Here is a 26,481-nt window from a genome sequence, read left to right on the forward strand (position 1 = left end):
TCGTTAAACGGGAGAAATACCATGATGAAAGGCGGAATGGGTAACCTGATGAAGCAGGCCCAGGAAATGCAGGAAAAGATGCAGCAGGCTCAGGAAGAAGTCGCCAAGGCGGAAGTACATGGCGAAGCCGGTGCGGGCATGGTGAAAGTCATCATGAACGGTCGCCACGATGTGATCAACGTGGACGTTGACCCCAGCGTGCTCGAAGAAGATAAAGAGCTGCTTGAGGATCTGCTGGCAGCAGCCGTCAACGACGCCGTGCGTAAGGTAGAAGCCAGTTCCAAGGCTATGATGGAAGAAGCCACTGCCGGGCTTAACCTGCCGCCTGGTTTCAAGATGCCGTTCTAGTCCATGCGCTTTTCACCCCTTATTGAACAACTGATGGAAGCGTTTCGGGTGCTGCCCGGCGTTGGGCCTAAAACGGCCCAGCGCATGGCGTTGCATCTACTGGAGCGGGAGCGGGAAGGAGGAAGTCGGCTGGCCGCTTCAATTACTCAGGCTATTGACGACGTGGGCTATTGCCAACGTTGCAGAACCCTCACGGAAGCGCCGCTATGCGCGCTGTGCGAAAGCCCGCGCCGCGATGACGCCCTCTTGTGTGTGGTTGAATCCCCCGCAGATCAGCTGGCGATTGAAGAAGCTGGCGGGTTCAATGGCCGATATTTTGTCCTGCATGGGCACCTGTCTCCCATTGATGGCGTTGGCCCTGAAACGATAGGGCTGGATCAGCTTGAACAGCGGGTGGCTCAAGGCGAGGTGGCCGAAGTGGTTCTGGCCACCAACCCTACCGTGGAAGGCGAGGCGACAGCCCACTACATTGCATCGCAGCTGGGTGACTATGGCGTACGCTTCTCACGCCTGGCCTATGGCGTGCCGATGGGGGGTGAGCTTGAGTACGTCGATGGTGGCACCCTGAGCCGCGCTTTCAATGGTCGCCTGCCTTTCAGCAGCGACTAGACGCTGTCAAGCCGCGCCCTACTGCACGTTATTTATTAACCGGGAATCAAGCCTTTGTCTATTGCCTCACCGTCTTACCGCTGGATTGATACACCCCAGGCGTTGGATGATGCCTGCGCTGATGTTGCCCATGCCAGCGTGATTGCGCTGGATACGGAGTTCTTCCGCGAGAACTCTTTTTACCCGGTGCCCGCCCTGGTGCAATTCGCCTGTGATGACACCGCCTATCTGGTCGACCCGCTGGCGGTTGAATGTACGCCAGCGTTTCAGGCCTTGCTGACAGGGCCAGCGGTTAAGCTGTTGCATGCCAGCAGTGAAGATCTGGATGTGTTCCAGCGCTGGGCCGGGGTTTTGCCGTCGCCACTGATTGATACTCAGGTAGCTCAGGGATTTCTGGGCGACAATCCGGGAATGGGCTATCAGAAGCTGGTAGAGCACTGGACTCAGGAAGTGTTGCCCAAGGAAGAAACCCGCTCGAACTGGCTTGAGCGCCCGCTAAGCCCGGCGCAGTGTGATTATGCGGCCCTGGATGTGATTTATCTGCTCAAGGTCTGGGCCCAGCAGAAGGCCCAGTTAGAATCACTCGGCCGGCTGGCGTGGGTTGAAGAGGAATGCCAAGCGGTCGTCGATCAGGCGCACACTGAGAACGCAGATCAGTGGTTTACCCGCCAGCGCTTGCTGTGGCGGTTGACGCCGCGCCAGATTGAAGCCTATCGCCTGATGACCCTCTGGCGTGAAGCCGAAACCCGCCGGCGTAATCTGCCCCGGAACTGGCTGGTAGGCGATAAGCTGCTGTTTGCGATTGCTGATGCCATGCCTAAAAACCGTTATGAGCTGGCGGCGGTAGAAGGCGTCAAACCTGTGCTGGTCAAGAAGGAGGGGGATACCCTGCTGGCGTTGGTCAAGCAGGCCTACGAAACGGCGCCTGAGGCGTTACCCCTCGCCTGGCCAGACCCGGCCAGGCCCCCCTTCAAACCACTCTTCAAGGCACTTAAGAAAGCGGTGGTTGCCCAGGCAGACGTACTCGGCGTGGCACCAGAGATGCTGATGCGCCGCCGCGATATTGAACGCCTGGTAATGCAGTCAATGGCTGGCGAGCCTTTGACACTGCCCCAGGGCTGGCGCGGTGAATATCTCAATGCGCCTATCCAAGAAGCGCTACAGGAAACTAGCCAATGAGTCATCACACCCGTGGTTCCCAGATCAGTTCCAGTGACAGTTCAAACAACTATCTCAATGCCAAACGCTTGATCTGTGAAGTGTTCAGAAGCCCGCGTAAGGAAGAAATGTATCTTTACGTTGATAAGCGCAACGGGCTGGCCGACGTTCCGGAGGGCTTGTTGGAGCGTTTTGGCAAGCCGATATCGATCATGACCCTGATGCTGACTCCGGATAAGCCACTGGCGCGCGCCAATAGCGCCGATGTGTTGGCCGCAATCCGCGATAAGGGCTTCTACTTCCAGATGCCGCCAGCCAAAGATGATTACTTGCTGGATCTTTACCGGGCACCCACAGAAGCACGTTATTGAGCCATACGCAGCCGAAAAAAGGAGGGCCTGAGTGTCTGAACAACTACGTGAACGCTTCTGGGAGCGCTATCCGCTGGAAGCGCTCACCCAGCCAGAGTGGGAAGCGCTGTGCGACGGTTGCGGGCAGTGTTGCCTGCTGAAGCTCCATGATGATGACACTCAGGAAGTGGCGGTGCTGAATGTGGCCTGCCGCCTGTTGGATACCCACAGTTGTCAGTGTAGCGATTATGAAAACCGCTTTGATAGCGTGCCGGACTGCACTCAGTTGACACCTGAACGGGTGAAAGAGTTTACCTGGCTGCCACACAGCTGTGCCTATCGGCGGGTTGCCGAAGGGCGCAAGCTGGCCGGTTGGCATCCTCTGCTGAGTAATGATGCCGAACGCGTCCACCGTAAAGGCGTCAGCGTTCGTCACTTTGCGGTTTCCCAGGACGATGTCCCCGAGAAAAAGCTGGAAGAGCATATTATTGCCATCCTGCCGATATCACCTTGAGTGAATGCCTTAAAGGTTTGCCATTCAGCAATAAGGGTGCTTTAACCAGTCTCCGGTCATTCAGCTTCGGTGCGACCTAATGCCCACAGGATAAACGCATCCTGTCGGGCGGCTTCTCGCCATGCCTTGAAGCGACCCGAAGCGCCGCCGTGGCCGCTGCTCATATCGGTATGCAGCAGGATGGGGGCGTCGCTCTGCTGGCATTGGCGCAATTTGGCGTAATACTTGGCGGGCTCCCAGTAGCTGACCCGCGTATCGAACCAGCTGCCTTCGATCCAGATGGCGGGATAATGGCGAGGCGCAATATTATCAATCGGTGAGTAGCCCTGAATGCGTTCGGCGACGCTTGCGTCAGCCGGGTTGCCCCATTCGCTATATTCTGCGGTGGTCAGCGGTAACTCGGGGTTTTGCATGGTGCGCAGCACATCGACAAAGGGCACATCAAGCACGGCGCCACAGAATGCTTGCGGGGCGCGGTTCAGGCAGGCGCCTACCAGCAAGCCGCCTGCGCTGGCGCCGCAAGCCAGGATGCGATCCGCCAAGCTCAGCCCTTCGCTGACCAAGGCGTTACGGGCGGCCAGAAAATCATGAAAGCTGTTTTCCTTGTTGGCCATCTTGCCATCCAGATACCAGGGCTCGCCGCGTTCGCCGCCACCGCGTACATGGGCAACCGCAAAGGCGATGCCGCGTGATAGCAACTCCAGTCGGGCAATCGAAAACCAGGGGTCAAGCGGCTCGCCGTAAGCACCATAGCCGTACAGCAAGGTGGGCAGGGCTTGCCCTGCCAGGTCAGCGCGCATCACGATGGATACCGGCACTTTTTCGCCATCATGGCTGGTGGCCCAGATGCGCTGGCTGATCAGGTGTTCCGGCTGGAGATCACCGTGAAGCGGCTGTGTCTTGATCACACGGCGCTCAAGGGTGGCGAGGTCCAGTTCGACCCAGCGCGGTAGCTGAGTGAAGGATTCTTCGCGTAAGCGCAGCTGGGTGGTATCAAAATGCGGAGCATCTTCAAGTAACTGTGAGCAGGGCGTTTCCGGGAGAGCAAGGCGTTCATCCACTGTCGCCCTGTGCTGCGGGTCTAACACCAGGCGACGGAGATAGACCTGCGCCTGCTGGTGGTCACGTTCAGCGATCACCAGCCCCCAGCTAAAGGCATCGACACCTTCCAGGGTGGTGTCATTGCGGTGCTCAATCAGTGTCTGCCAGGCATCTGCCTGGCTGATGCGAGCTTCGTCGATAACGTCCAGCTGGAAATGCGCACTTTGCTGATTATGCAGGCGGTAGAAGAAACCAGGGCGATGCTCAATGCTGGCTTCAACGCCTGGCTGGCGCGGGTGCAGGCAATCAAGTGGCGAATCTGGAGCTTTGGCAGCCAGTAGCAGCACTTCGCTGGTGTCCTTGGAGGCCGATTCAATCAGCAGCCACTGGCGTGAGCGGGTCTTGCCGACGCCCACCCAGAACTCCGGATCAGCTTCCCGGTAGACCAGTGTTTCGGGCAGCGCCGTGGCCGTGTCCTGATCAAACGTCAGCGGTAGCCGCCATACGCTGTCTGGCCGCTGGGTGGCATCAAAGCGGGTAAACAGTAGGGTGGCGCTGGTGTCAGTCTGGTCTTCTGCCCAGCACAGGCCAGGGCCAATATCCTTGAGCAGGCAGTGTGCTGAACCCTTGGGTAAACGTTTGATCCATAGCGAAAAGCGCTCATCGCCCTGGGTATCCTCGGTCCATGCCAGCCACTGTTCATCAGCGGGCAGGGCCATATCGCCAATATCGAAGAACTCATGCTGAGCAGCACGTTCCGGTAGATTGAAAAAACACTCGCGCTGCTCGGGCTGGCCGTTGGGGTAACGCCACCAGCAGGGGTAATCCTGATCAGCGTCGGTTACCGTCCAGAACGTAAAGTGATCAAGCGCTGTCTCAAGCCCTGTAACGGCCAGCTCCCTGCGGGCCAGATGGCCTTGGTAGAGTTTTTCGGCCAGAGGCTCTAGTGGTCTAAACCATTCGGCGTGTTGTGCGTTGGCAGCCGACAGGAAATCACTCACCTTGGGGTCCTTGGCATCCTCAAGCCAGTGCCAGTCTGGGTCATCTGGGTGATAATAATGGTTAAAATCGTGGCTGATCGCTGAACTGGGCTCGTGTTGCGGCTGTGCTTTGGTCAATTGATAGGTACCATAGAAAAAGTGAATGTTGGGTGAGAGCACCCTGATAAGGAGCATTATGCTGGTTGAAGAATCAATGTCACTGCTTTGGGCGAGTTACTATGCAATCTCGCTGTTGGTTTTTGTTGCGGTCTATCTGACCTTTATCATTCTGCCGCGCTTTTTGCGCCTGCTGTTGACCTGGATAATTGCGGGCGCCATGTGGGCGCCTGCACGTTTCAGCCTGCCGCTGGTGGAAGAGGGCGAGTTTTACACGGGCTGGGCGCCTGCGGCCATGGTCGCGGCGGTTGGGTTTCTGGAAAACAACACCTCGGCATTCAAGGAAGGCCTTTTGTGGTTATTGATGGGAGTAACGCTGGGCGCCTTGATCGGGCTTGCCATCTGGTGGCTGCGCCGCCCGTCGCCAGACGCCAAGGCGGATGCTGCCTCACAAACACCCACCCAGGCCGCGGAAGATACCAAAGGGGCCCAACGTCAGGAGCCGGTCTTATAAGTTCGTTGGATTTTATAAGAAACGTCAGTTTATACACACCTTGAGTCAGTAAGGGAAAACAGGATGCCGCCGCATGTGTGAGCTCATGGGCATGAGTGCCAATGTGCCAACCGATATCTGCTTCAGTTTTGCCGGGTTTTTACACCGTGGTGGTGGGACAGGCCCTCATCGAGATGGTTGGGGAATCGCCTTCTATGAGGAAGGTGGCTACCGGGAATTCCGCGACCCTCATCCGTCGGTGGATTCTCCGATTGCGCGCCTGATCTGCGATTACCCGATCAAATCCAATGTGGTCATCAGCCATATACGCCAGGCTAATGTGGGCGGGGTCAAGCTGGCCAACACCCACCCCTTTACCCGTGAAATGTGGGGTAGACCCTGGTGTTACGCCCACAACGGCCAGCTCAGCAGTGATTGGACAAGCCTGCCTCTTAATGGCTTCACGCCGGTTGGCACCACCGACAGTGAACATGCTTTTTGCTTCATAATGGGGCAGTTGCGTGAGCATTTTCCGCAGCCGCCAGATGACCCTGAAAGGCTCTGGGCGCTTCTACATCGCCTATGTGAACAGCTGCGTGGGTTGGGTGTTTTCAACATGCTGCTTTCCGATGGCCATTATCTGTATACCTACTGCTCAACGAAGCTGGCGCATATCACCCGCCGCGCGCCCTTTGGCGAAGCGGAACTGTCTGACGCGGAAATGACCGTCAATTTTGTGGAGCACACCACACCGGATGACATTGTGTCAGTTATTGCGACCGAGCCGCTCACCCATAATGAGTGTTGGCAACGGCTGCAGCCAGGTGAATTAGTTGTCTGGAAGTCGGGAGAAATTTGCGCACGTTACTTGTCAAACTAGTCAATGCTTGATGTTTGTGTACTCATCACTGTGCTGGATAGATGGTTAAGCAGGTGCGGTTGAAGAGGTAGCTTTTAAACGATAGTTTCAATCACTCGTTTTACAGCTTGTTCAGCATCGTATATTGTTAATACATCGGTGGCGCCCAAGTCACCGTCAACAATAATAACGTGTCGGTGTCCAGCATCGACTCTGACAGTGGAGATTGCCGATGAGTGCACATGCCAATGCCCCGATTCTCACAGGGCCAGCGCTGGAAGGTCTCGATCAATACAGCTCGGTCACCGATATCTTTCATGCTGCGGTCAAGCGCTTCGCCCCCAAGCCTGCCTTCACTTGCATGGGGCAGACGCTTAGTTTTGCTGACCTTGACCGCCTGTCAGGCGACTTTGCCGCCTGGCTTCAGCACGAAACCGATCTGGAACCCGGGGATCGCATCGCTATCCAGTTGCCTAACCTGCTGCAGTTCCCCGTTGCGGTGTTTGGTGCGCTGCGGGCGGGCCTTGTGGTGGTTAATACCAATCCGCTGTATACCGAGCGGGAGATGGCCCACCAGTTCAAGGATTCCAACGCCAAGGCCATCGTGATTCTGGCCAATATGGCCAGCAAACTTGAAAAGGTGCTCGATAAAACCGAGATCAAGCATGTCTTGGTGACCCAGTTGGCCGACCTGCATGGGGCACCCAAGCGCTGGCTGATCAACACTGTGGTCAAGCACGTGAAAAAAATGGTGCCTGCCTATTCGCTTCCCGGGGCATTGAGCTTTCGCAGTGCCTTGCAAAAAGGTTCTAAGCTGTCGCATCAGGATGTCCACCGCGACCTGGATGATCTGGCAGCTCTACAATACACGGGGGGAACCACCGGCAAGCCAAAAGGGGCCATGCTGACCCACCGCAACCTGGTAGCGAATATGCTGCAGGCACGGAAGGCGATTGGCAGTACTCTCACAGATGGTGAAGAGCTGATTATTGCTCCATTGCCGGTGTACCACATTTATACCTTTACGGTTAACTGCCTGTTCCTGATGGAAACCGGTAATCACTCATTGCTGATTACCAACCCGCGTGACCTGGATGCTTTTGTCAAGCAACTCAAAGGCCTGCCGTTCACTGGTTTTATCGGTCTGAACACGCTTTTCAATGCACTATGTAACCGTGAAGATTTCAAGCAGTTGGATTTTTCCAAGCTGCGATTGACGATCTCAGGTGGGATGGCATTGACCAGCGCCTCAGCCAAACGCTGGAAAGAGGTGACCGGTTGTGATGTGGCCGAAGGTTATGGGCTCACTGAGACATCGCCCATCGTAAGCTTCAACCCGGTTGACGCCAGCAAGCTGGGCAGTATTGGCAAGCCGGTGGCTGGCACGGCCGTCAAAGTGGTGGATGGCAATGACCTTGAATTCGGCCAGCCGGGCGAGCTTTGTGTGCAAGGGCCGCAGGTCATGAAAGGCTACTGGCAGCGTGAAGAAGAAACGGCCAACGCCATTGATGCCGATGGCTGGTTCCACACCGGGGATATCGCGGTGATTGACGATGATGGCTACATCCGCATCGTTGATCGTAAAAAGGATATGATTCTGGTGTCGGGTTTCAACGTTTATCCCAACGAAGTAGAAGATGTGATTTCCGGCCATCCGGATGTTCTGGAAGCGGCCGCCGTTGGCGTCGCAGATGAAGAGAGTGGGGAGGCTATCAAACTGTTTGTTGTCTCCAAAAACGACCAGTTAAGCGTTGAAGACGTGCGTAAATGGTGCAAGAAAGATCTGACAGGCTACAAGGTGCCGAGATATGTGGAGTTCCGTGATGAACTGCCCAAGACCAATGTGGGCAAGGTGCTGAGGCGTCAACTACGCGATGAGCCAGCAGGTTGATGCTGGTAGGCTGACGTTGGCTGTAAGCCATAATTTATTGTGCAAAGCCGCACGCCGTTAGCCGTCTTTTGCACAAAGGCGTTACAATAGATGGCCCGTTCATATAGAGCGGGCCATCTTGGTATAAGTTGTAAACCACCGTGGCCCGACCTGACAGGAAAATACGCTGATTGTGACTTCAGAAACGCCGGTAAGCAGTAGTGATGCGCAGCGCCTTGAGCAGCTGCGTCAAGCAAGCTCCCGCGTGATGGTGCGCGAGGCTGAACAGCTGGAAAAGCGTCTGGCAGGTTTGCAGCGTCGGCTGCACAACCGCCAGCCGATTGACCGTGGGCTTGATAAGGTCGAGCACGAATTACAGCGCGCCCAGGCAACGCTGGCCAAGCGTGAGGCGCTCAAGGTGGCGTTGAATTACCCGGCTGAACTACCGGTTGTCGAGCGCCGCGAGGACATCATGCAGGCGCTTGAAGCGCATCAGGTAGTCGTGGTGGCCGGGGAAACCGGGTCAGGTAAAACCACCCAGCTGCCCAAGATCTGTCTGGAACTGGGGCGCGGGCGGCGTGGCCTGATTGGCCATACCCAGCCGCGCCGCCTGGCAGCGCGCAGTGTTGCCACTCGCCTGGCGGAAGAGCTGGAAGTGCCGCTGGGTGATCAGGTAGGTTATCAAGTACGTTTTCATGACCAGAGCAGTGCCAGCACCCTGGTCAAGCTGATGACCGACGGCATCCTGCTGGCGGAAACCCAGCATGATCCTTTGCTGTTACGCTACGACACCATCATTATTGACGAAGCCCACGAGCGTAGCCTCAATATTGATTTCCTGCTGGGCTATCTTAAACGTCTGCTGCCTAAACGGCCGGACCTGAAAATTATCATTACCTCGGCGACCATTGACGTTGAGCGCTTTGCTGCGCACTTCGGCAGCACTCATACACCTGCTCCTGTCGTGGAAGTGTCTGGCCGCACTTATCCGGTCGAGGTGCACTACCGGCCACTGGTACGCGATACCGACGATGAAGAAGATCGCACCCTGCAGGAAGGGATTATTCATGCGGTAGAAGAAATCGAGCAGATAGAACGCGAAAAAGGCTGGCTACACGGTCCGCGAGACGTGCTGATCTTTCTGCCCGGTGAGCGCGAGATTCGTGAAACAGCGGATACCCTGCGCCGTGCAGAGCTGAGAGGCACGGAAATCCTGCCGCTGTATGCGCGTCTGTCCAATGCTGAACAGAACCGGGTGTTTTCCTCCCATAGCGGGCGGCGCATTGTGCTCGCTACCAATGTGGCGGAAACCTCGCTGACCGTGCCGGGCATTCGCTACGTGATCGACCCTGGGTTGGTGCGCATCAGCCGCTACAGTTATCGCTCGAAAATCCAGCGTCTGCCGGTGGAGCCGGTCAGCCAGGCCAGTGCCAACCAGCGTAAAGGGCGCTGTGGGCGGGTGGCAGAAGGGGTTTGCCTGCGCCTGTATGACGAAGAGGATTTTCTCTCGCGGCCCGCCTTTACTGACCCGGAGATCCAGCGCACCAATCTGGCCTCGGTGATTCTCTCCATGCTGGCGCTGAAGCTGGGCAACATTGAGGCATTTCCTTTTGTTGACCCGCCGGACAGCCGCTTTGTTACCGATGGGTTTCGGCTGCTTTTCGAACTGGGCGCGGTGACCGAGCAGCAGCACCTGACGCCCCTTGGGCGTAAGCTGGCGCGACTGCCTATCGACCCACGTCTGGCGCGGATGGTGCTGGAAGGCGCTGAACGCGGCAGCTTGCGGGATGTGCTGATTGTCGTCTCAGCGCTGGCCATTCAGGATCCTCGCGATCGCCCGGCGGATAAACGCCAGGCCGCCGATCAGGCGCATTTGCGCTGGCACGATCCGGATTCGGACTTTGTCGCCATCCTCAACCTCTGGCATGGCATAGAAAACGCCCGGGAAGCGCTCTCGGGTAACCAGCTGCGCCGCTGGTGTCGCGAACATTATATCAACTACCTGCGGGTGCGCGAATGGCACGATACCTTCCGCCAGCTGCGTCAGCTGCTGCGTGATATGGCGATTGAAGTGCCGCCCCCGCTACTGCTGGATCCAGAGCAAAGTGAAGAGCAGGCCCGTCAGCTGCGTCGTAAGACTTCCAGCAAACTGCATCAGGCGCTGCTTTCCGGCCTGCTGTCGCACCTGGGTATGCTCAGTGAAAACCGCGAATACCTGGGGGCGCGCAATCGTAAGTTGATGATTCACCCAGGCTCGGGGCTGGCCAAGAAGTCGCCCAAGTGGCTGATGGCGTTTGAGCTGGTGGAAACCTCGCGGCTGTTTGCGCGCACCGTGGCCAAGATCGACCCGGCATGGATCGAGCCTCAGGCGTTGCATCTGGTCAAGCGCAGCTACGCTGACCCGCACTGGGAGATGAAGCGTGCCCAGGTCGTGGCCAAAGAGCAGGTCACTCTGTTTGGCCTGCCAATTGTGGCCGGGCGCCGGGTGCACTATGGGCCGATTGCGCCGCAGGAATCCCGTGAACTCTTCATTCGGCGTGCCCTGGTTGAAGGCGAGTTCCAGACGCGGGGTGAGTTCTTTGCCCATAACCGGGCGCTGATTGATGAAGTCACCGACCTTGAGGATCGCGCGCGGCGTCGGGATATTCTGGTGGACGAAGAGACCCTGTTCGCCTTTTATGATCAGCGTCTGCCGGACAATATTGTTAACGGCAAAGGGTTTGAACACTGGCGTAAAAAAGCCGAGCGTCACGATCCTGACTGCCTCAAGTTTGATATCGAAACCCTCAAGGCGCGGGATGCCGCCGAAGTTACCCAGTCAGATTATCCGGATCATCTGATTCTCAACGGTAATGCTTATCCGTTGAGCTATCATTTTGATCCTGAAGCCGAGGATGACGGGGTCACGCTGACGGTGCCCGCTGCCATGCTGCCGCAGCTGCCGGTACACGCGCTGGAATGGCTAGTGCCTGGGCTGCTGCGGGAAAAGTGCATCGCACTGATGAAGTCTCTGCCCAAAGCGATACGTCGCCAGGTGGTGCCGATTCCCGACTGGGTCGATGCCGCCCTGGAAACTCTGGTGCCGGACGAGCGCCCGCTGACTGAAGCGTTGGGTGAGTTTATTCGTCGGCGCACGGCGACACGTGTTCACCCAGATGACTGGCGGCTGGATCAGTTGGCACCGCATCTGTTCATGAATCTTAGGGTGGTCAACCACGCCGGTGAGGTGATTGGCCAGGGGCGCGATGTGCGTGCCCTTGAAAAGCGCTTTGAAGAAGCGGCCAGCGCAGGTGCCAGAGCCATGGCAGAGCAGGCCAGCCAGGCGCCGGCTGTCCGCCGGTTGCCGGATGAGCCACTGCCAGCGTCTAAGGTCACCGAGCAGGCCGGTATCCGGGTAGAGGCGTACCCTGCGCTGGTCAACGAAGACGCTCAGTTCAATATCGTCCTGTTTGATCACCCCGCTAAGGCGGAAGCAGCGCACCGGGATGGCGTCACCCAGTTGGCGATTACCCAGCGGCCAGATGCGGTCAAGGCCATCAAGCAGCTTAAGGGGCTTGAAACCTGTGCGCTCCTGTTTGCCAAAGTAGGCAGCAAGCAGGCGCTGGTTGATGATCTGGTCAAGGCGGTTTTCTCCCAGGTCGTGGCGGTAGAACCGCTGCCGCGCTCTGCAGCAGAGCTTGAACAACGCCTGGCAGGTTGCGAAGACGCGCTGCTGGCGCATGCAGAAACCCTGCTGGCACAGACAGAGATTGCGTTGAAAGCTCATCTTGAGGTCGCCAAGCGGCTTAAAGGTAAGCTTAACTTTGCGCTGGCATTGACCTACAGTGATATCAAGGCGCAGATGCAGCGCCTTGTCTATCCCGGCTTTATCACTGATGCGGGTGAATGGCTGGCGGAATACCCACGTTACATGGAGGCTGCCTTGATCCGTCTTGAAAAGGCGCCACGTGAACGGGGGCGCGACCAGATGATGATGGCCGAAGTCCAGGCCCTTGAAGAGCGCTGGGAGGCACGCCGGGCTGCTGAGCGACGTGGCCAGCTCGAAGCCCCAGAACTGGTGGCGTTTGGCTGGTGGCTGCAGGAGTTGCGGGTTTCTCTGTTTGCCCAGCAGTTAGGCACCCATATGCCGGTCTCGGTAAAGCGTCTGGAAAAACACTGGGAAACCATTACTCGGCAGTAATGCGATGAATCTTTGTTAAAACGCTAGTTAAGCAGCGCAGAAAAGCACAAAGTAGACGTTAAACCCAGTACGCTATCCACCCATGATGCAGGTGAACTGTGATATGAGTGGCTAGATGGCATTAAAAAGGCGCCGTGTCGTCTAAAGGAGAGAGTGCATGACAGATGTGGTGATTACCGGTACGGGGTTGTACACGCCGGAACACGCCATTGATAACGACGCTCTGGTGGCGACGTTCAACGCCTGGGTAGAACAGGAAAATGCACGAAACGCCGAGGCCATTGCCGCCGGTGACTGCCAACCGCTGGCATTTTCGAGCAGCGACTTTATCGACAAGGCTTCGGGCATCAAAAGCCGCTATGTGCTGGATGCCGACGGTATTCTTGACCCTCAGCGCATGCGCCCCAGGCTGCCCCAACGCGCTAATGATGAACTGTCGATTCAGGCTGAAATGGCGCTGGCAGCGGCCAGGCAGGCGTTAACTACTGCCAGGGTCGATGGCGCTGATATCGAACTGGTGATTGTCGGCTGCTCAAACCTGGAGCGCGCCTATCCGGCGGTGGCCATTGAGGTACAGCAAGCTCTGGGTGCCCAGGGTTATGGGTTTGATATGAATGTGGCGTGCAGTTCAGCCACCTTTGCGATTCAGACGGCCGCCAATGCTATTGCCTCAGGCAGCGTAAAACGCGCGCTGGTGGTCAACCCTGAAATCTGTTCTGCGCACTTGAATTTCAGAGACCGTGACAGCCACTTTATTTTCGGCGATGCTTGTACAGCAGTGGTACTGGAAAACCGGGCCGATGCGATAGCACCCGAACAGTTTTTACTGCTGGGCACACGGTTGACGACGCGTTTTTCCAACGCCATACGCAACAACGCGGGTTTTTTGAACAGAGTGACCGATAGTGATCCTCAGGCGCTGGATAAATTGTTTGTGCAGGAAGGGCGACGCGTCTTCAAGGAGGTCTGTCCGCTGGTGGCTCGCTTGATCACTGAGCATTTGGCGTCGCTTCAGCTGGCAGGCAGCGATCTGAAGCGTATGTGGCTACATCAGGCAAATCGCCATATGAATGATCTGATTGCCCGTAAGGTTCTGGGCCACGAACCCGATGCATCACAGGCGCCGATTATTCTGGATCGTTATGCCAATACCAGCTCAGCAGGGTCAATCATTGCGTTTCACCTGCATCGTGAAGGGATTGAAGAGGGTGATGTCGGCGTTATCTGTTCTTTTGGCGCCGGCTACAGTGCCGGATGCGTGGTGTTGGAGAAAGTGGCCTAGCGCCAGGTGAGCCTTGCCATACCCATGGCTGCTTGCGAGTAATTAATGGGGCTTGCCCTCTGATTCTGATAGTGACATTTTGAGAGTGAATGCTTTGAGAGACAATGCAATGCTAACGCCGTCGGCTAAGCGTAATAAGGTCACCGGGTACAACCCAGGGCGGCTTGTCGTTCCCTTGATGTTAAGCCTGATTATGGTGCTGGGAGGCTGTGCCACGACGCAACCATCCGAGTCTGAGGAGGAGTCTTTCAGTGCCCATCCGGAAGACCCTTGGGAAGGCTTCAACCGCCGCGTTTTTGCGTTTAATGACGTCTTGGACCGTTATACGCTCAAGCCCATTTCACAAACCTATGTCAAGGTAATTCCCAGCCCGGTTCGAACGGGTGTGGGTAACGTCTTTTCCAACCTGGGTGAGATGCGCACGGCAGTCAACAGCCTGCTGCAGGGGAAGCCTAGCAACGCCGGTCTTGCAACTTCCCGTTTCCTGATCAACTCGACCGTGGGGATAGGTGGCCTGCTGGATTATGCCACCCTGATGGAAATTAGCGCAGACAAGGAAGACTTTGGCCAGACTCTGGGCGTATGGGGCTGGGAAGATTCCCGTTACCTGGTGTTGCCTCTATGGGGCCCAAGCACCCTGCGTGACACGGTAGGCCTGCTGCCGGATCGCGAGCTGTATCCGATCACCTACCTGGATGGCGATGTTGAAATCCCTTTACAGATCCTGAGGATTGTCCATGCGCGTGCCGGCATTCTTGATCAGGAATCCATGATTCAGGGGGAGCGCTACCGCTTTGTGCGTGATGCTTATCTGCAGCGGCGTAACTTCGTGATCAATGATGGTGAACTGGGTGAAGACCCGTTTGCGTCAGACGACTTTGAATTTGATGACGCGGACTTTGACGACGACGCGTTTGCCGATTGAGGCTTCTCATGCAGCGTTCGAAGCAGTTAATTGCGGTCATTGACGAGCCAGGTGAAGAAAGAGATGCTCTGGCGGAAGCGATCACCTGTAATGGCCTAGGGGTGTTTGCCGCCGATAGCGTTGAGCACCTGCCTGCGGAAACGGCATTGATTGTCGCTCATGCGCGAGCCGTGCCACGTCAGCATTGGTCGGGCCTGTCGCATCGCCTGCCTACCCTGGTGGTCAGTGAATCCCGCCAGGATGCTGACCTGATCAAGGCGATTGATGTTGGTCTGGTGGACTATATTGTTCACCCTTTGCGCCATGCAGAACTGTTGCGCAGAATGATTCGCAAAGCCATTGAGCTGCATCAGCTGGCCCAGGAGCGCGAGCAAGATCGTCTGCGTCTGGCTGAGCTTAACGAAAGCCTTGAAACGCATCTGGCATTACTGCGGATGGACCAGCAAAGTGGTGGTCATATTCAGCGGCGATTGCTGCCAGCACATGCCATGACCATCAATAATGCCTACTTTGATTACTGGTTTGCACCTTCGCTGTATCTGTCAGGCGATTTTCTTGACTATCAAGGTTTTGATGAGCGTTTCAGTACCTTCTATTTTGCCGATGTGTCCGGCCATGGGGCCTCGTCGGCATTTGTCACCGTGTTGCTAAAATACCTTTGCAACCGCTGGCTGCACGAGTGGGATGGCCAGCACCCAGAGCGGCTACCTGCCGACTGGCTGCTGGGATTGAACCGTGAGCTACAAGGCACCGATATTGGCAAACATGCCACTCTGTTTGTGGCGGTTATTGACCATCTTGAACACAGGCTTCACTATTCGCTTGGCGCTCAATTACCTATGCCGTTTTTGAATATTAACGGCCAGATAACACGCCTTGAGGGCGAAGGAATGCCGGTTGGGCTATTTCCCGATGTGGAGTATCCCTCGTTCAGCCTGGATTTACCCGAACAGTTCTCACTGTGGCTATGTTCCGATGGTGTCCTTGAATGTCTTGCCGGCGCAACGCTGGATGAAAGACTCGCGGAACTGGAGCTATTGATCAGTCAAAGCACTACCCTGGAACAACTAAGAGACCAGCTGGCGTTTACCAGTCAGCTGATCAGTGATGATGAAGCATTCGATAGCGACATAACGCCTGATCGTAATGCTCTGCCCGACGATCTGACAATCATGATGGTGAGCGGATTTGGTCATGTTGATTGAAGAAGGCCGTATTAAAGCCGCATTCGAGTCTGGCGTATTTGTTCTCAAGTTATGTGGAGATGTGCGCCTGACACTGTGTGCTACCCTGGATTCGCAAGCGCAGCGCCTGGCGAAAACCCCCGGCCTTGAGGCCGTCATGATTGACCTGCGTGAAGCCACTAACGTGGATTCGACCGCATTGGGGTTTCTGGCCAAGGTGGCAATTGCGGTAAAGGGGCGATTGGAGCAACCACCCACTATTATTGTGGATAACCCGGACGTGCGGAAAATGCTTGATGTCATGGGCTTTTCGCACTTCTTTACCTTGATGAAAATGCCCCTGGAGCAGCCGTTGCCTGAAGCCGCTGAAACGGTTGCGGAAGTGCCTGCCGATGAGCAAGGGATGCGCCAGCGTATTCTGGAAGCACATCGCATCCTGATGCACATGAATGAGCACAATCGCGAACAGTTTCAGCCGCTGGTGGAAATGCTTGAAGACCAGGATAAACCACCCGAGTAAACAGGCAGCGAAACTCGGGTTAACCAGGCGCCGCCGATGTACGTCGGCACCTGGGGGTTTGTTTCGCTTAGCGGCGGCTCAGTTCGCCAAGTAGTTTTTCCAGCTGGTATTGATCGGCCATAAACTTGCGAATGCCTTCAGCTAGCTTGTCATGGGCCATTTCGTCTTCGTTCATCTCCCAGCGAAAGCTGGCCTCGTCAAGTGGTGCGTCAGCCGTGATGGTGTCCAGGTTGGCAGTCAGCTGCTGAGGCAGGTCACCTGTCTGCTGGTCGAGTTCATCCAGCAGCTTGGGTGAAATGGTCAAACGGTCACAGCCAGCCAGGGCTTGAATTTCCCCTATGTTACGAAAGCTGGCACCCATCACGATGGTGCTGTAACCGGCCGCCTTGTAATAGTCATAGATACGCTTGACCGATTGTACGCCGGGATCCTTGCTGCCGCTGAAATCAGCTTCCGGCTGGCGAGCCTTGTGCCAGTCGAGAATGCGCCCGACGAAAGGGGAGATCAGGGTAGCACCCGCGTCTGCGCAGGCCTGAGCCTGAGCGAAGCCGAACAGCAGGGTCAGGTTGGTGCGAATTCCGTTACGTTCCAGTTCCCGCGCGGCCTGAATGCCTTCCCAGGTGGAGGCAACCTTGATCAGTATACGTTCGGCGCCAACGCCTTCGCGCTGGTAGCGCTCGATCAGAGAGTATGCTCTGCTGATGGTGGCTTCGCGGTCAAATGATAGTCGGGCACTGACTTCCGTTGATACATAGCCGGGCACCAGTTCGCTGATTTCACGACCGATTTCCACAGCGACCCGGTCAACGGCTTCGTTGATATCAGCGCTGTCTTTGGCAATCTGCGCTAACCGCTCGCGCCGGGCTTCCTGCTGTGAGGCCTGCAGAATCAGCGAGGGATTGGTAGTGGCATCCTGCGGTTGAAAACGGCGAATCGCTTCAAGGTCGCCTGTATCAGCAACCACTGTGGTCATCGTTTTAAGTTGAGAAAGCAAGCTCGTCGCCATATAACACTCCTGGGTAGTTGTTGCGGCTACTTTACCAAGGTGTTGGCGCTTCGAACAGCTACCGACATTGCTGAAAAAAGGCGATATAATTAGCATGCTAATAACTTTGCTGAAAAAGGAAACTCATGCAACTTAATGCACGCCGTGTAGCGATACTCGTTGCTGCAAATACGGCATTGGCGCCCTTTGCTATTGATGCTTACCTGCCCGCCATGTCGGCACTGGCAGCCGATGTGGGGGCCAGTATTCACCATACCGAGCTTTCAATCAGTGTGTTTCTGTTTGGGTTTGCGTTTGGCCAGCTGTGCTTTGGACCATTATCTGACCGCCTGGGGCGTAAACCGGTGCTCCTGGGTGGCCTTTTGGCGTTTGCCTTGGCCAGCCTGGTGATTACTCAGGTGGATAGCCTGACATCGCTACTGGTCTGGCGTTTTATTCAAGCGCTGGGCGGCGGGGCCTGTGTGGTCAACTCTGCGGCCATTGTGCGCGACTGCTTCCAGGGCCGCGAAGCTGCCAAGGTGATGTCGACCATGGCGATGATCATGATGCTGGCGCCGCTGGTAGCACCTGCCGTGGGGAGTGTGCTGCTGTTTGTGGCGGGCTGGTGGTTGATCTTTGTATTTCTGGCGGCGTACGCGGCTTTTCTTGCCTGGCTTTTAGGCACGCGTTTGCCGGAAACCCGCGATATGACTCAGCCGGTGGCCTCACCGCGCCAGGTTATCCGTAATTACGCCAGCGTGCTCAAGCATCGCGAAGGCATGGGCTATATCTGTGCGGCCGCGGCGTCTTTTGCCGGCCTGTTTGCTTTCGTGACCGCCTCGCCGTTTTTGTACCTGGAACATTTTTCGCTTTCTCCAGCGGTGTACCCCTTTGTATTCGGGGTAAATGTGGTGGTGATTGCGCTTTCTAACCGGGTCAATATCTATCTGCTTAAAAAGCGCACACCCCAGCAGAACCTGCGGCTTGGCTTAACGGTGCAGCTCTTTGCCGCTTCGGCGCTAGTGGCCGTCATGCTGTTGGATCTGGCCAGTCTGCCCGTGGTGGTGGTGCTGGTGATGATGTTTACCGGAATGATTGGCCTGATTACGCCTAATGCCATTTCGTCATTACTGGATCATTTTGGGCATATAAGCGCCACAGCCACAGCGCTGCTCGGCGGTATCCAGTTTGGCTGTGGGGCGCTGGCAGGCATGATGGTGGGGTTGTTCGAGGTCGAGCATATCGCGCCCATGGTGCTGACCATGCTGGCCGCCTCGCTGTTGGGTAATATCGGCGTGCGCTTGCTCACCCCACCGGCCGTGGTCGAAGGCGCCAGCTAAAGGAAAATTCATTACACAAATTAACAAAATCGTTTTGGCGGTTGTCATGAATCTGTCATGGAAGGTGGGCACTGTGTGTATTGCGAAGGCTAGTCCCCTTACATGAACAGGAGTATTTCGCATGAACCGTATTCTCAAGACGACCGTAATCGCCGCTGCCGTAATGAGCGTTGCCGGTGTTGCTCAAGCCCGCGACCAGATCAACATCGTGGGTTCAAGCACGGTTTATCCTTTTGCCAGTTTTGTGACTGAAGAATTTGGCGCCACTACCAATTACCCAACACCGGTAATTGAATCCACCGGTTCTGGTGGTGGTCTGCGTCTGTTCTGTAACGGTGTTGGCGATGACACGCCGGATATTACCAACGCCTCACGTCGCATGAAGGTATCTGAATTTGAGCGCTGTGAAGAGAACGGCGTAACCGACATCACTGAAGCCAAGATCGGTTCTGACGGTATCGTCATGGGTCAGTCAACTGAAAATGATTCAGCCGACTTCACCCTTGAGCAGATCTTCATGGCAGTAGCGGCTCAGGTACCGGTTGACGGCGAGCTGGTTGACAACCCTTACACTAACTGGAGTGAAATCGATTCTTCCTTGCCGGATCGTGAAATCTCCATTTATGGCCCGCCCTCCACGTCAGGTACCCGTGATGCTTTCGAAGAGCTGGTCATGGAAGCTGCCTCTGAAGAAATGGATGTTTACGGTGGTGAAGGCTACACCACTGTTCGTGATGACGGCCCTTACATCGACGCCGGCGAAAACGACAACCTGATTATTCAGCGCCTTTCTGAAGATACAGAGGCTTTTGGTATCTTCGGTTATTCCTTCCTGGTTGAAAACCCCGATACCATTCAGGGTGCCAGCATTGGTGGCGTAGAGCCTGAAGCTGAAGCCATCAGCTCGGGTGATTACCCGGTAGCCCGTTCACTGTGGTTCTACGTCAAGAACCAGCACGCTGACGCTGTGCCGCCGATGTATGAATACGTTGATATGTTCATGGAAGAGCAAATGATCAGCGATTCTGGTTACCTGGCTGAAATCGGTTTGATTCCGCTGCCGGAAGCTGAGCGTGCTGAGTGGCGTGAAAGCGTTGCTAACCGCACTGCGATGACGGTTGACGTCCTGAAGTAAGCTGCAAAGCTAAGTAAGTTAAAAGCCGGCAACTTGGGTTGCCGGCTTTTGTTTTAATGGGGTGTTGTCATTTAAGTGTCATGTTTATGACTTAGTATCACTTGAAATAGCTCCGATGGTTAACCTGAGATATCAATGATGCAGACCAACCAGCTACTCTTAATATTTTGTAGTGTCCTCTTAATTCTGGGCCTGATTGCTTTCTTCGTCGGCCGTTCAAAAGCAGCTCGCCTGCGTGCTTCAGGCTCTTCCATGTATGCCCAACCAGATCAATATGCCTGGTTTGCGGTGCTTTCTACCGCCGGCCCTGCAGTATTGGTGGGTGTGTTAGGGGCCTTTGTTTTACTGCTTTTGGGTGCTGAAATCCATCCGCTTTATCTCTTATCAGCAAGTCTGGTGGTGGCTGCGGCCGGCTTGGCTGTCGGTGTCGTACAAGTAAGGGCTGATTTTCATGCTCGCAAAGCCATTGAGCGCGTCATTCGCTGGGTGCTTGCAGGCGCTGCATTGATATCGATCTTCACTACCTTTGGGATTTTGATTTCGATTATTTTCGAGTCGCTGCGTTTCTTCAAGATGCACAGCTTTTGGGAATTTATAACTGGAACGACCTGGAATCCAGGCGCCAGCTTCCTGGCGGCTGCCGGTCGTGGTGATGGCAGCGGCGCTGAGTTTGGCTCAGTGCCACTGTTTGCTGGCACCTTCATGATCACTCTGATTGCCATGCTGGTGGCGGTCCCCATCGGTCTGGCTTCAGCCATATACATGTCGGAATATGCGCCTACCAAGGTGCGCACGATTGCCAAGCCACTACTCGAAGTGCTGGCCGGTATCCCAACCGTGGTGTATGGCTTTTTTGCCGCCATTACCGTGGCGCCCATCATTGTCAATATCGCCGGTTTTTTTGGTCTGGATGCGTCCTACAACAATGCCGTGGCGCCAGGGATTGTGATGGGCATTATGATTATCCCATTTATTTCTTCTCTGTCTGATGATGTTATCAACGCCGTGCCGGACAGCATGCGTCAGGGATCGCTAGCCTTGGGCATGACCAAGGGCGAGACGATACGCGATGTGGTTGTGCCAGCAGCACTTCCCGGGGTTATTTCTGCTTCTCTGCTGGGTATGTCTCGGGCTTTGGGTGAAACCATGATAGTGGTGATGGCCGCGGGTATGCGTCCTAATCTAACGGCCAACCCTCTAGAGGATATGACCACAGTTACCGTACGTATTGTGGCGGCACTGACCGGCGACCAGGAATTTGAAAGTGCCGAAACGCTCTCCGCGTTTGCTCTGGGGCTTGTGTTGTTTGCAGTGACCCTGACGCTGAACTTGGTATCAGTGATCATGATCCGTCGCTTCCGTGAAAAATACCGTGTTAATAACCTGTAACGCTCGGGATATACATCAATGAGTGATTCATTCGATCAAATCAGTCAGCAACTCAAGCGTCGTCACCGCAAATCAGCACGTTTGAAGTGGCTATCCATGGGAGCACTTGGGCTAGCCGGGTTGTTCTTGCTGTGGTTCTTTACCGATATGTTAATAAAAGGGCTGCCTGCGTTTCAGCAAGCCTACGTTGAAACCGAGATAAGTTATTCCGAGGAAGCTGCCAAGGACGCGCGACAGGCCATAGACTCAGACCTGATCCCTATCGTAAGTCGTACCGAGATTCGCAGCATTCCACTCTTGCTACGCAACGAGCCGGATAGGATTGGTAGTCGAGAAACCCGTTGGCTACTAGCGAACAGTGAAGTGGACCAGTACCTCAAAGGCCATCGCAGTAAGTTGAGTGATAAAGAGATCGCCACGGTAGAACGCTTGGTAGCCTCTGGACAGGTTGAACAAAAATTCAACTCGACTTTCTTTACCCAGGGCGATTCAAAAACGGCCGAAAGCGCAGGTATCCTTTCGGCGGTTGTCGGCACCATCATGACTATGATTGTGACCTTGGCGATTGCCTTTCCGATTGGCGTGATGACGGCTATATATCTTGAAGAATTCGCACCGGATAACCGTTTTACCCAGCTGATTGAAATCAATATCAACAACCTGGCGGCGATACCTTCCATTCTATTTGGTCTGTTGGGGTTGGCAATATTCATCAACTTCTTCGGTGTACCTCGCTCCTCGCCACTTGTGGGTGGTATGACGCTGGCGCTAATGACGCTACCTGTGATTATCATTTCCACGCGTACTGCATTACGTAGCGTGCCGGAATCCATTCGACACGCGGCCTTTGGATTAGGATGTTCACGTTGGCAGGTGGTGAAAGACCACGTTTTGCCGCTGGCCATGCCGGGTATCATGACCGGTTCTATTATCGGCCTGGCCCAAGCCATGGGCGAAACGGCCCCTTTGATTATTGTCGGTATGGTGGCGTTTATTCCTGATGTCGGGGCCTCCTTTACAGAGGCGGCAACCGTGATGCCTGCCCAGATATTTACCTGGGCCAGCGAACCTGAAAAAGCCTTTGTAGAAAAGACGGCCGGCGGAATTCTGGTACTGCTGACTATTTTGATTTCACTCAATGCCTCTGCGGTTGTATTACGCAAGAAATTTGAACGTCGCTGGTAAGCCGGCCGTTATCAAGGAACTCACTATGAACAGCATGAACACTCAAGCAACTGTACAAACACCTGGGCAATCAGCTGAAAGGGTTGAGCAGCAAACACCAGCGGTTGGGCAACCTTATACCCGCAACAACGAGGCCAGCCATGAGCTAAGCATTCGTGTGCGTGATTTGAACCTTTGGTACGGCAAATCACAGGCGCTGAGCAATATCAGTATCGATCTTTTTCAAAAAAACGTGACTGCCCTGATTGGCCCGTCGGGCTGTGGCAAATCAACTTTCTTGCGTTGTCTTAATCGCATGAATGACCTGATTCCCAGCGTCAGCGTCTCAGGGCTGGTGGAAATGGACGGCCGTGATGTTAATGCCGCCAAAATGGATGAAGTGGCGCTGCGCCGTCGTGTTGGCATGGTGTTCCAGAAACCTAATCCGTTTCCCAAGTCGATCTATGAGAATATCGCCTACGCACCGCGCATGCATGACATGGTCAGCCGCAAAGCCGATCAGGATGAGCTGGTTGAAAAGGCGCTGCGTGATTCCGGTTTGTGGAATGAAGTAAAAGATAAGCTGCAGGAACCGGGCACCTCGCTATCCGGTGGTCAGCAGCAGCGCCTGTGTATTGCCCGCGCCATTGCGGTTCAGCCGGATGTGATCCTGATGGACGAGCCAACCTCGGCGCTTGACCCCATATCGACGGCAACCATCGAAGATCTGATGGACAAGCTCAAAGAGCAGTTCACGATTGTAACGGTGACACACAATATGCAGCAGGCGGCCCGTGTGGCAGATTACACCGCTTTCTTCCATCTGGGTGAGATTATCGAGTACAACGACACTAAAGTGATGTTCTCGACCCCGGCCCAGAAAAAAACCGAAGACTATATTTCCGGTCGCTACGGTTAATCGTGCCAAGCCCGTGAGCATCACGGGCTTTTTTCGTTCGTTATATATATGGAAAATTGTATATTCAAGGCGTTCTGATCAGGAGGGTAACAGCATGGCAATCAAAATCGGTATCAATGGCCTGGGGCGGATCGGGCGTTTGGCCCTGCGTTGCCTGTGGGCTGCAGTCACAGAAGGGCGCGTAGAGCTGGTGCGGGTGAATGACCCCGGCGGCGATGCGGCCACCTTTGCCCATCTGCTGGAATTTGATTCCGTACACGGTCATTGGTCGCCAGGGCAGGGGCTTGAATCCACGTCAGAACAGATTCGCATAGACGGGCATGGCATTGCATTCAGTGCGAACCGCCAGATCGACGAGTGCGACTGGTCAGGCTGTGACGTGGTTATCGAGTGTTCCGGTAAGCATAAAACGGCGGCGGTGCTGCAGGGCTATCTGGATCAGGGCGTCAAGCGCGTTGTGGTTAGCGCACCGGTCAAGGAAGAGGGCGTGCTAAATCTGGTGATGGGTGTTAATGATCACCTCTACGACCCTGCTCAACACGCGATTGTGACGGCCGCCAGCTGTACCACCAACTGTCTGGCGCCGATCGTCAAGGTGATTCAGGAAACCTTTGGCATTCGCCATGGCTCGATGACCACGGTTCACGATATCACCAATACCCAGACGATTCTGGATGCGCCGCATAAAGACTTGCGCCGGGCCCGCGCCTGCGGAATGAGCCTGATCCCGACCACAACCGGTTCAGCCAAGGCGATTACTGCCATCTTCCCGGAGCTGGAAGGCAAGATCAATGGTCACGCCGTGCGGGTGCCGCTGGCTAATGCGTCTTTGACCGATATGGTGTTTGAGCTGGAACGCAGCGTTACGGTGGAAGAGGTCAATGCGGCACTGAAAGCGGCGGCAGAAGGTGAGCTGGCGGGAATTCTGGGCTACGAAGAGCGCCCTCTGGTATCGATTGATTACCGCACCGACCCACGCAGTACCATCGTCGATGCGCCCTCAACCATGGTGATTAACGGTACCCAGCTCAAGCTTTACGCCTGGTACGACAACGAGTGGGGCTATGCCAACCGTACCGCGGAACTCGCGCTGAAAGTGGGTGGAGCAGATGGGCTGTGAGTGATTCCGTACTGAGCCGTATTCGGGCGCTGCCTTTCGAGGTGCGCCAGTATATGCTGATTACCGGCAACTATTGGGCGTTCACCATCACCGATGGCGCCCTGCGTATGCTGGTCGTGCTGCACTTTCATCAGCTAGGCTATTCACCGTTTGAAATCGCCATGCTGTTTCTGTTCTATGAGGCCTTTGGCGTGGTGACCAATCTGGTCGGCGGCTGGCTGGGCGCACGGCTGGGTTTGAACCGCACCATGAATATGGGGCTGGCGATCCAGATTGTGGCTCTGAGTATGCTGCTGGTGCCTGCCGGCATGTTGACCGTGGTGTGGGTGATGATTGCCCAGGCGCTTTCGGGAATCGCCAAGGATCTGAACAAGATGAGCGCCAAGAGTGCCGTCAAGGTGCTGGTGCCCAGCGATAGCGCCAATGCCAACAGCGCGCTTTACCGTTGGGTGGCGATGCTTACCGGCTCCAAGAATGCCTTGAAGGGGCTGGGCTTTTTCGTTGGCGGTGTCCTGCTGACGCTGATTGGTTTTCGTGGGGCGGTATTGGTCATGGCGCTGATGCTGTGCGTGGTTCTGATGCTGTCATTATGGCGCTTGAAAGCCGATCTGGGGCGCCAGAAGCGCAAGCCCAAATTTTCCGAGATATTTTCCAAATCCCGCGCCATCAATGTGCTTTCTGCCGCGCGTCTGTGTTTGTTCGCCTCTCGGGATGTTTGGTTTGTCGTAGCCCTGCCGGTATTTCTGTATGACCAGCATGGCTGGACTCACTGGACGGTGGGCGGCCTGTTGGCCGTATGGATTATCGGCTATGGCGGCGTGCAAACCCAGGCGCCCAAGCTGACTCGGCTGATCAAGGGCGACGCCCGCGTGCTGACCGCCAGCTGGGCGGCAGCGCTTGCCGTGCTGGCAATTGCCCTGGCGCTACTGCCGCTGGCGCAGGTCGGCTGGCTGGTGGTGGGGCTTTTGGCATTTGGTGTGCTGTTTGCCATCAACTCCAGCTGGCATAGCTACCTGATTGTGCACTACGCCCGGGCGGATGGTGTTTCTATGGATGTCGGTTTTTATTATATGGCCAACGCCATGGGTCGCCTGATTGGCACCTTGCTGTCCGGCTGGCTGTATATGGCCTATGGCTTGAGCGCCTGCCTGTGGGTTGCAGCGGTTCTGGTGGCGGCGAGTGCCATCATGGCACTGGCATTGCCAGCAGATGATAGTAGCGCTGGATCATCCCTGGCCTGAGCCTAGCGCTGGCGCGGCGTTTGTACTGCCGCGCCATCCACGTATAGGCGGCGCAGCTTCCACCAGCCTTCGCAATCAATTCGCAAGCCTTCACCCACCAGTTCATTGTCCATGTAAACCTGAATACCGTTGAAATCAAAGCTGGCATAGTCCGCAGGCGCGTCTGGCGCACGGGTTTCGGCAATCGCCAGGCTGGCTATGCCGCCACAACAGCCGTGACGCGGGGCCAGTCGGACAGTGACAACACCGCCATGTTGTTTGATGAAGTCTACGGCGTTGCTGTCGATATCAATGACATAGTTCATTGCTAACTCTGAAACATTGTTACGGTATTAGCTTGCGGGGATAGTAGATGGTTTCGCCATCTTCTTTGGTAAAGTGTGCAATGGGCTGCTCAAGCAGTTCCAAAACCTGTTCGGATGGACGACACAGGCGCGCGCCTTTTGGCGTGATGACGATAGGGCGGTTGATCAGAATCGGGTGCACCATCATGGCATCAATAAGTTGTTCATCGTCTAGCGAAGTATCATCCAATTTTAGCTCATCATAGGGTGTGCCCTTTTGGCGTAGTAGTTCTCGCGGGGATATCTTCATCATCGCTAGTAGCGCAACTAAGCGCTCTCGACTGGGCGGTGTGTCTACGTAGTGAATTACCTCGGGATCTTCGCCTGACGCTTTTATCATTGCTAGCGTATTGCGCGAGGTCCCGCAGTTAGGGTTATGGTAGATAGTAACTGACATGGTGAGTTATCTCTCTT

General features: G+C 55.5%; 24 protein-coding genes. 20 read left to right on the top strand and 4 right to left on the bottom strand.

Annotated features, from left to right (window positions below; translation table 11 throughout):
• Positions 1 to 21 precede the first annotated feature (21 nt).
• From OR573_06005 to OR573_06025, 5 genes are read left to right on the top strand one after another with little or no spacing between them, the layout of a single operon-like run.
• Positions 22 to 348 (top strand): YbaB/EbfC family nucleoid-associated protein, encoded by a 327-nt coding sequence (locus OR573_06005; GenBank protein XGA81189.1) that lies wholly within the window; start codon positions 22 to 24, stop codon positions 346 to 348.
• Positions 349 to 351: 3 nt separating this feature from the next.
• Positions 352 to 957 (top strand): recombination mediator RecR, encoded by a 606-nt coding sequence (recR, locus tag OR573_06010; GenBank protein XGA81190.1) that lies wholly within the window; start codon positions 352 to 354, stop codon positions 955 to 957.
• Positions 958 to 1,011: 54 nt separating this feature from the next.
• Positions 1,012 to 2,136: a ribonuclease D gene (gene rnd, locus OR573_06015; GenBank protein XGA81191.1), complete on the top strand. Its 1,125-nt coding sequence runs from the start codon at positions 1,012 to 1,014 to the stop codon at positions 2,134 to 2,136.
• Positions 2,133 to 2,486 (top strand): YcgL domain-containing protein, encoded by a 354-nt coding sequence (locus tag OR573_06020; protein ID XGA81192.1) that lies wholly within the window; start codon positions 2,133 to 2,135, stop codon positions 2,484 to 2,486. Before rnd ends, OR573_06020 begins: the two co-directional genes overlap by 4 nt.
• A 31-nt stretch (positions 2,487 to 2,517) precedes the next feature.
• Complete coding sequence (locus OR573_06025; protein XGA81193.1) at positions 2,518 to 2,979, top strand: YcgN family cysteine cluster protein; 462 nt, start codon at positions 2,518 to 2,520, stop codon at positions 2,977 to 2,979.
• 56 nt (positions 2,980 to 3,035) lie between these two features.
• Here the strand turns inward: OR573_06025 and OR573_06030 are convergent, their stop codons facing one another.
• Entirely contained in the window at positions 3,036 to 5,195 is a 2,160-nt protein-coding gene (locus OR573_06030) for a prolyl oligopeptidase family serine peptidase (protein XGA81194.1), read from the bottom strand.
• A gap of 1 nt (position 5,196) precedes the next feature.
• On the opposite strand from OR573_06030, the gene OR573_06035 reads away from it, so the two are divergent.
• From OR573_06035 to OR573_06070, 8 genes are all read left to right on the top strand, one after another.
• On the top strand, positions 5,197 to 5,631 hold the full coding sequence (locus OR573_06035; protein XGA81195.1) for a hypothetical protein: 435 nt from the start codon (positions 5,197 to 5,199) through the stop codon (positions 5,629 to 5,631).
• 73 nt (positions 5,632 to 5,704) lie between these two features.
• Entirely contained in the window at positions 5,705 to 6,490 is a 786-nt protein-coding gene (locus OR573_06040) for a class II glutamine amidotransferase (protein XGA81196.1), read from the top strand.
• A gap of 211 nt (positions 6,491 to 6,701) precedes the next feature.
• Entirely contained in the window at positions 6,702 to 8,360 is a 1,659-nt protein-coding gene (locus tag OR573_06045; protein ID XGA81197.1) for an AMP-binding protein, read from the top strand.
• A gap of 172 nt (positions 8,361 to 8,532) precedes the next feature.
• On the top strand, positions 8,533 to 12,519 hold the full coding sequence (gene hrpA / locus OR573_06050) for an ATP-dependent RNA helicase HrpA (protein XGA81198.1): 3,987 nt from the start codon (positions 8,533 to 8,535) through the stop codon (positions 12,517 to 12,519).
• Between the two features lie 157 nt (positions 12,520 to 12,676).
• Positions 12,677 to 13,801, top strand: a complete 1,125-nt coding sequence (locus OR573_06055; GenBank protein ID XGA81199.1) for a beta-ketoacyl-ACP synthase III — start codon at positions 12,677 to 12,679, stop codon at positions 13,799 to 13,801.
• Between the two features lie 109 nt (positions 13,802 to 13,910).
• Positions 13,911 to 14,726 (top strand): VacJ family lipoprotein, encoded by an 816-nt coding sequence (locus OR573_06060; GenBank protein XGA81200.1) that lies wholly within the window; start codon positions 13,911 to 13,913, stop codon positions 14,724 to 14,726.
• An 8-nt stretch (positions 14,727 to 14,734) separates the two neighbouring features.
• Positions 14,735 to 15,931: a SpoIIE family protein phosphatase gene (locus OR573_06065; GenBank protein ID XGA81201.1), complete on the top strand. Its 1,197-nt coding sequence runs from the start codon at positions 14,735 to 14,737 to the stop codon at positions 15,929 to 15,931.
• Positions 15,921 to 16,430 carry an STAS domain-containing protein gene (locus OR573_06070; protein ID XGA81202.1) on the top strand — a complete coding sequence of 170 codons (510 nt, stop codon included), beginning with the start codon at positions 15,921 to 15,923 and terminating at the stop codon, positions 16,428 to 16,430. Before OR573_06065 ends, OR573_06070 begins: the two co-directional genes overlap by 11 nt.
• A gap of 67 nt (positions 16,431 to 16,497) precedes the next feature.
• Here OR573_06070 and tal read toward each other — a convergent pair whose 3' ends face one another.
• Positions 16,498 to 17,436: a transaldolase gene (gene tal, locus OR573_06075; protein ID XGA81203.1), complete on the bottom strand. Its 939-nt coding sequence runs from the start codon at positions 17,434 to 17,436 to the stop codon at positions 16,498 to 16,500.
• A 125-nt stretch (positions 17,437 to 17,561) separates the two neighbouring features.
• Between tal and OR573_06080 the strand changes: the two genes are divergently transcribed.
• From OR573_06080 to arsJ, 7 genes are all read left to right on the top strand, one after another.
• Positions 17,562 to 18,755: a Bcr/CflA family multidrug efflux MFS transporter gene (locus OR573_06080; protein ID XGA81204.1), complete on the top strand. Its 1,194-nt coding sequence runs from the start codon at positions 17,562 to 17,564 to the stop codon at positions 18,753 to 18,755.
• A 121-nt stretch (positions 18,756 to 18,876) separates the two neighbouring features.
• Positions 18,877 to 19,890, top strand: coding sequence for a substrate-binding domain-containing protein (locus OR573_06085; protein XGA81205.1), 1,014 nt, complete (start codon positions 18,877 to 18,879; stop codon positions 19,888 to 19,890).
• 138 nt (positions 19,891 to 20,028) lie between these two features.
• Positions 20,029 to 21,279: a phosphate ABC transporter permease subunit PstC gene (gene pstC, locus OR573_06090; protein XGA81679.1), complete on the top strand. Its 1,251-nt coding sequence runs from the start codon at positions 20,029 to 20,031 to the stop codon at positions 21,277 to 21,279.
• An 18-nt stretch (positions 21,280 to 21,297) separates the two neighbouring features.
• The gene (gene pstA, locus OR573_06095) at positions 21,298 to 22,464 is read left to right on the top strand and encodes a phosphate ABC transporter permease PstA (protein ID XGA81206.1); all 1,167 of its coding nucleotides are present in this window, start codon (positions 21,298 to 21,300) and stop codon (positions 22,462 to 22,464) included.
• Positions 22,465 to 22,498: 34 nt separating this feature from the next.
• Complete coding sequence (gene pstB, locus OR573_06100; protein XGA81680.1) at positions 22,499 to 23,362, top strand: phosphate ABC transporter ATP-binding protein PstB; 864 nt, start codon at positions 22,499 to 22,501, stop codon at positions 23,360 to 23,362.
• 94 nt (positions 23,363 to 23,456) lie between these two features.
• Positions 23,457 to 24,482 (top strand): ArsJ-associated glyceraldehyde-3-phosphate dehydrogenase, encoded by a 1,026-nt coding sequence (locus tag OR573_06105; GenBank protein XGA81207.1) that lies wholly within the window; start codon positions 23,457 to 23,459, stop codon positions 24,480 to 24,482.
• Complete coding sequence (gene arsJ / locus OR573_06110; GenBank protein ID XGA81208.1) at positions 24,479 to 25,723, top strand: organoarsenical effux MFS transporter ArsJ; 1,245 nt, start codon at positions 24,479 to 24,481, stop codon at positions 25,721 to 25,723. Before OR573_06105 ends, arsJ begins: the two co-directional genes overlap by 4 nt.
• Before the next feature lie 2 nt (positions 25,724 to 25,725).
• Here the strand turns inward: arsJ and OR573_06115 are convergent, their stop codons facing one another.
• The gene (locus OR573_06115) at positions 25,726 to 26,028 is read right to left on the bottom strand and encodes a CC/Se motif family (seleno)protein (protein ID XGA81209.1); all 303 of its coding nucleotides are present in this window, start codon (positions 26,026 to 26,028) and stop codon (positions 25,726 to 25,728) included.
• Positions 26,029 to 26,047: 19 nt separating this feature from the next.
• Positions 26,048 to 26,464, bottom strand: coding sequence for an arsenate reductase (glutaredoxin) (gene arsC, locus OR573_06120; GenBank protein XGA81210.1), 417 nt, complete (start codon positions 26,462 to 26,464; stop codon positions 26,048 to 26,050).
• Positions 26,465 to 26,481 lie beyond the last annotated feature (17 nt).

Origin of the sequence: Halomonas sp. CH40, from assembly GCA_041875495.1 — a bacterium.
Classification (GTDB): Bacteria; Pseudomonadota; Gammaproteobacteria; order Pseudomonadales; family Halomonadaceae; genus Vreelandella.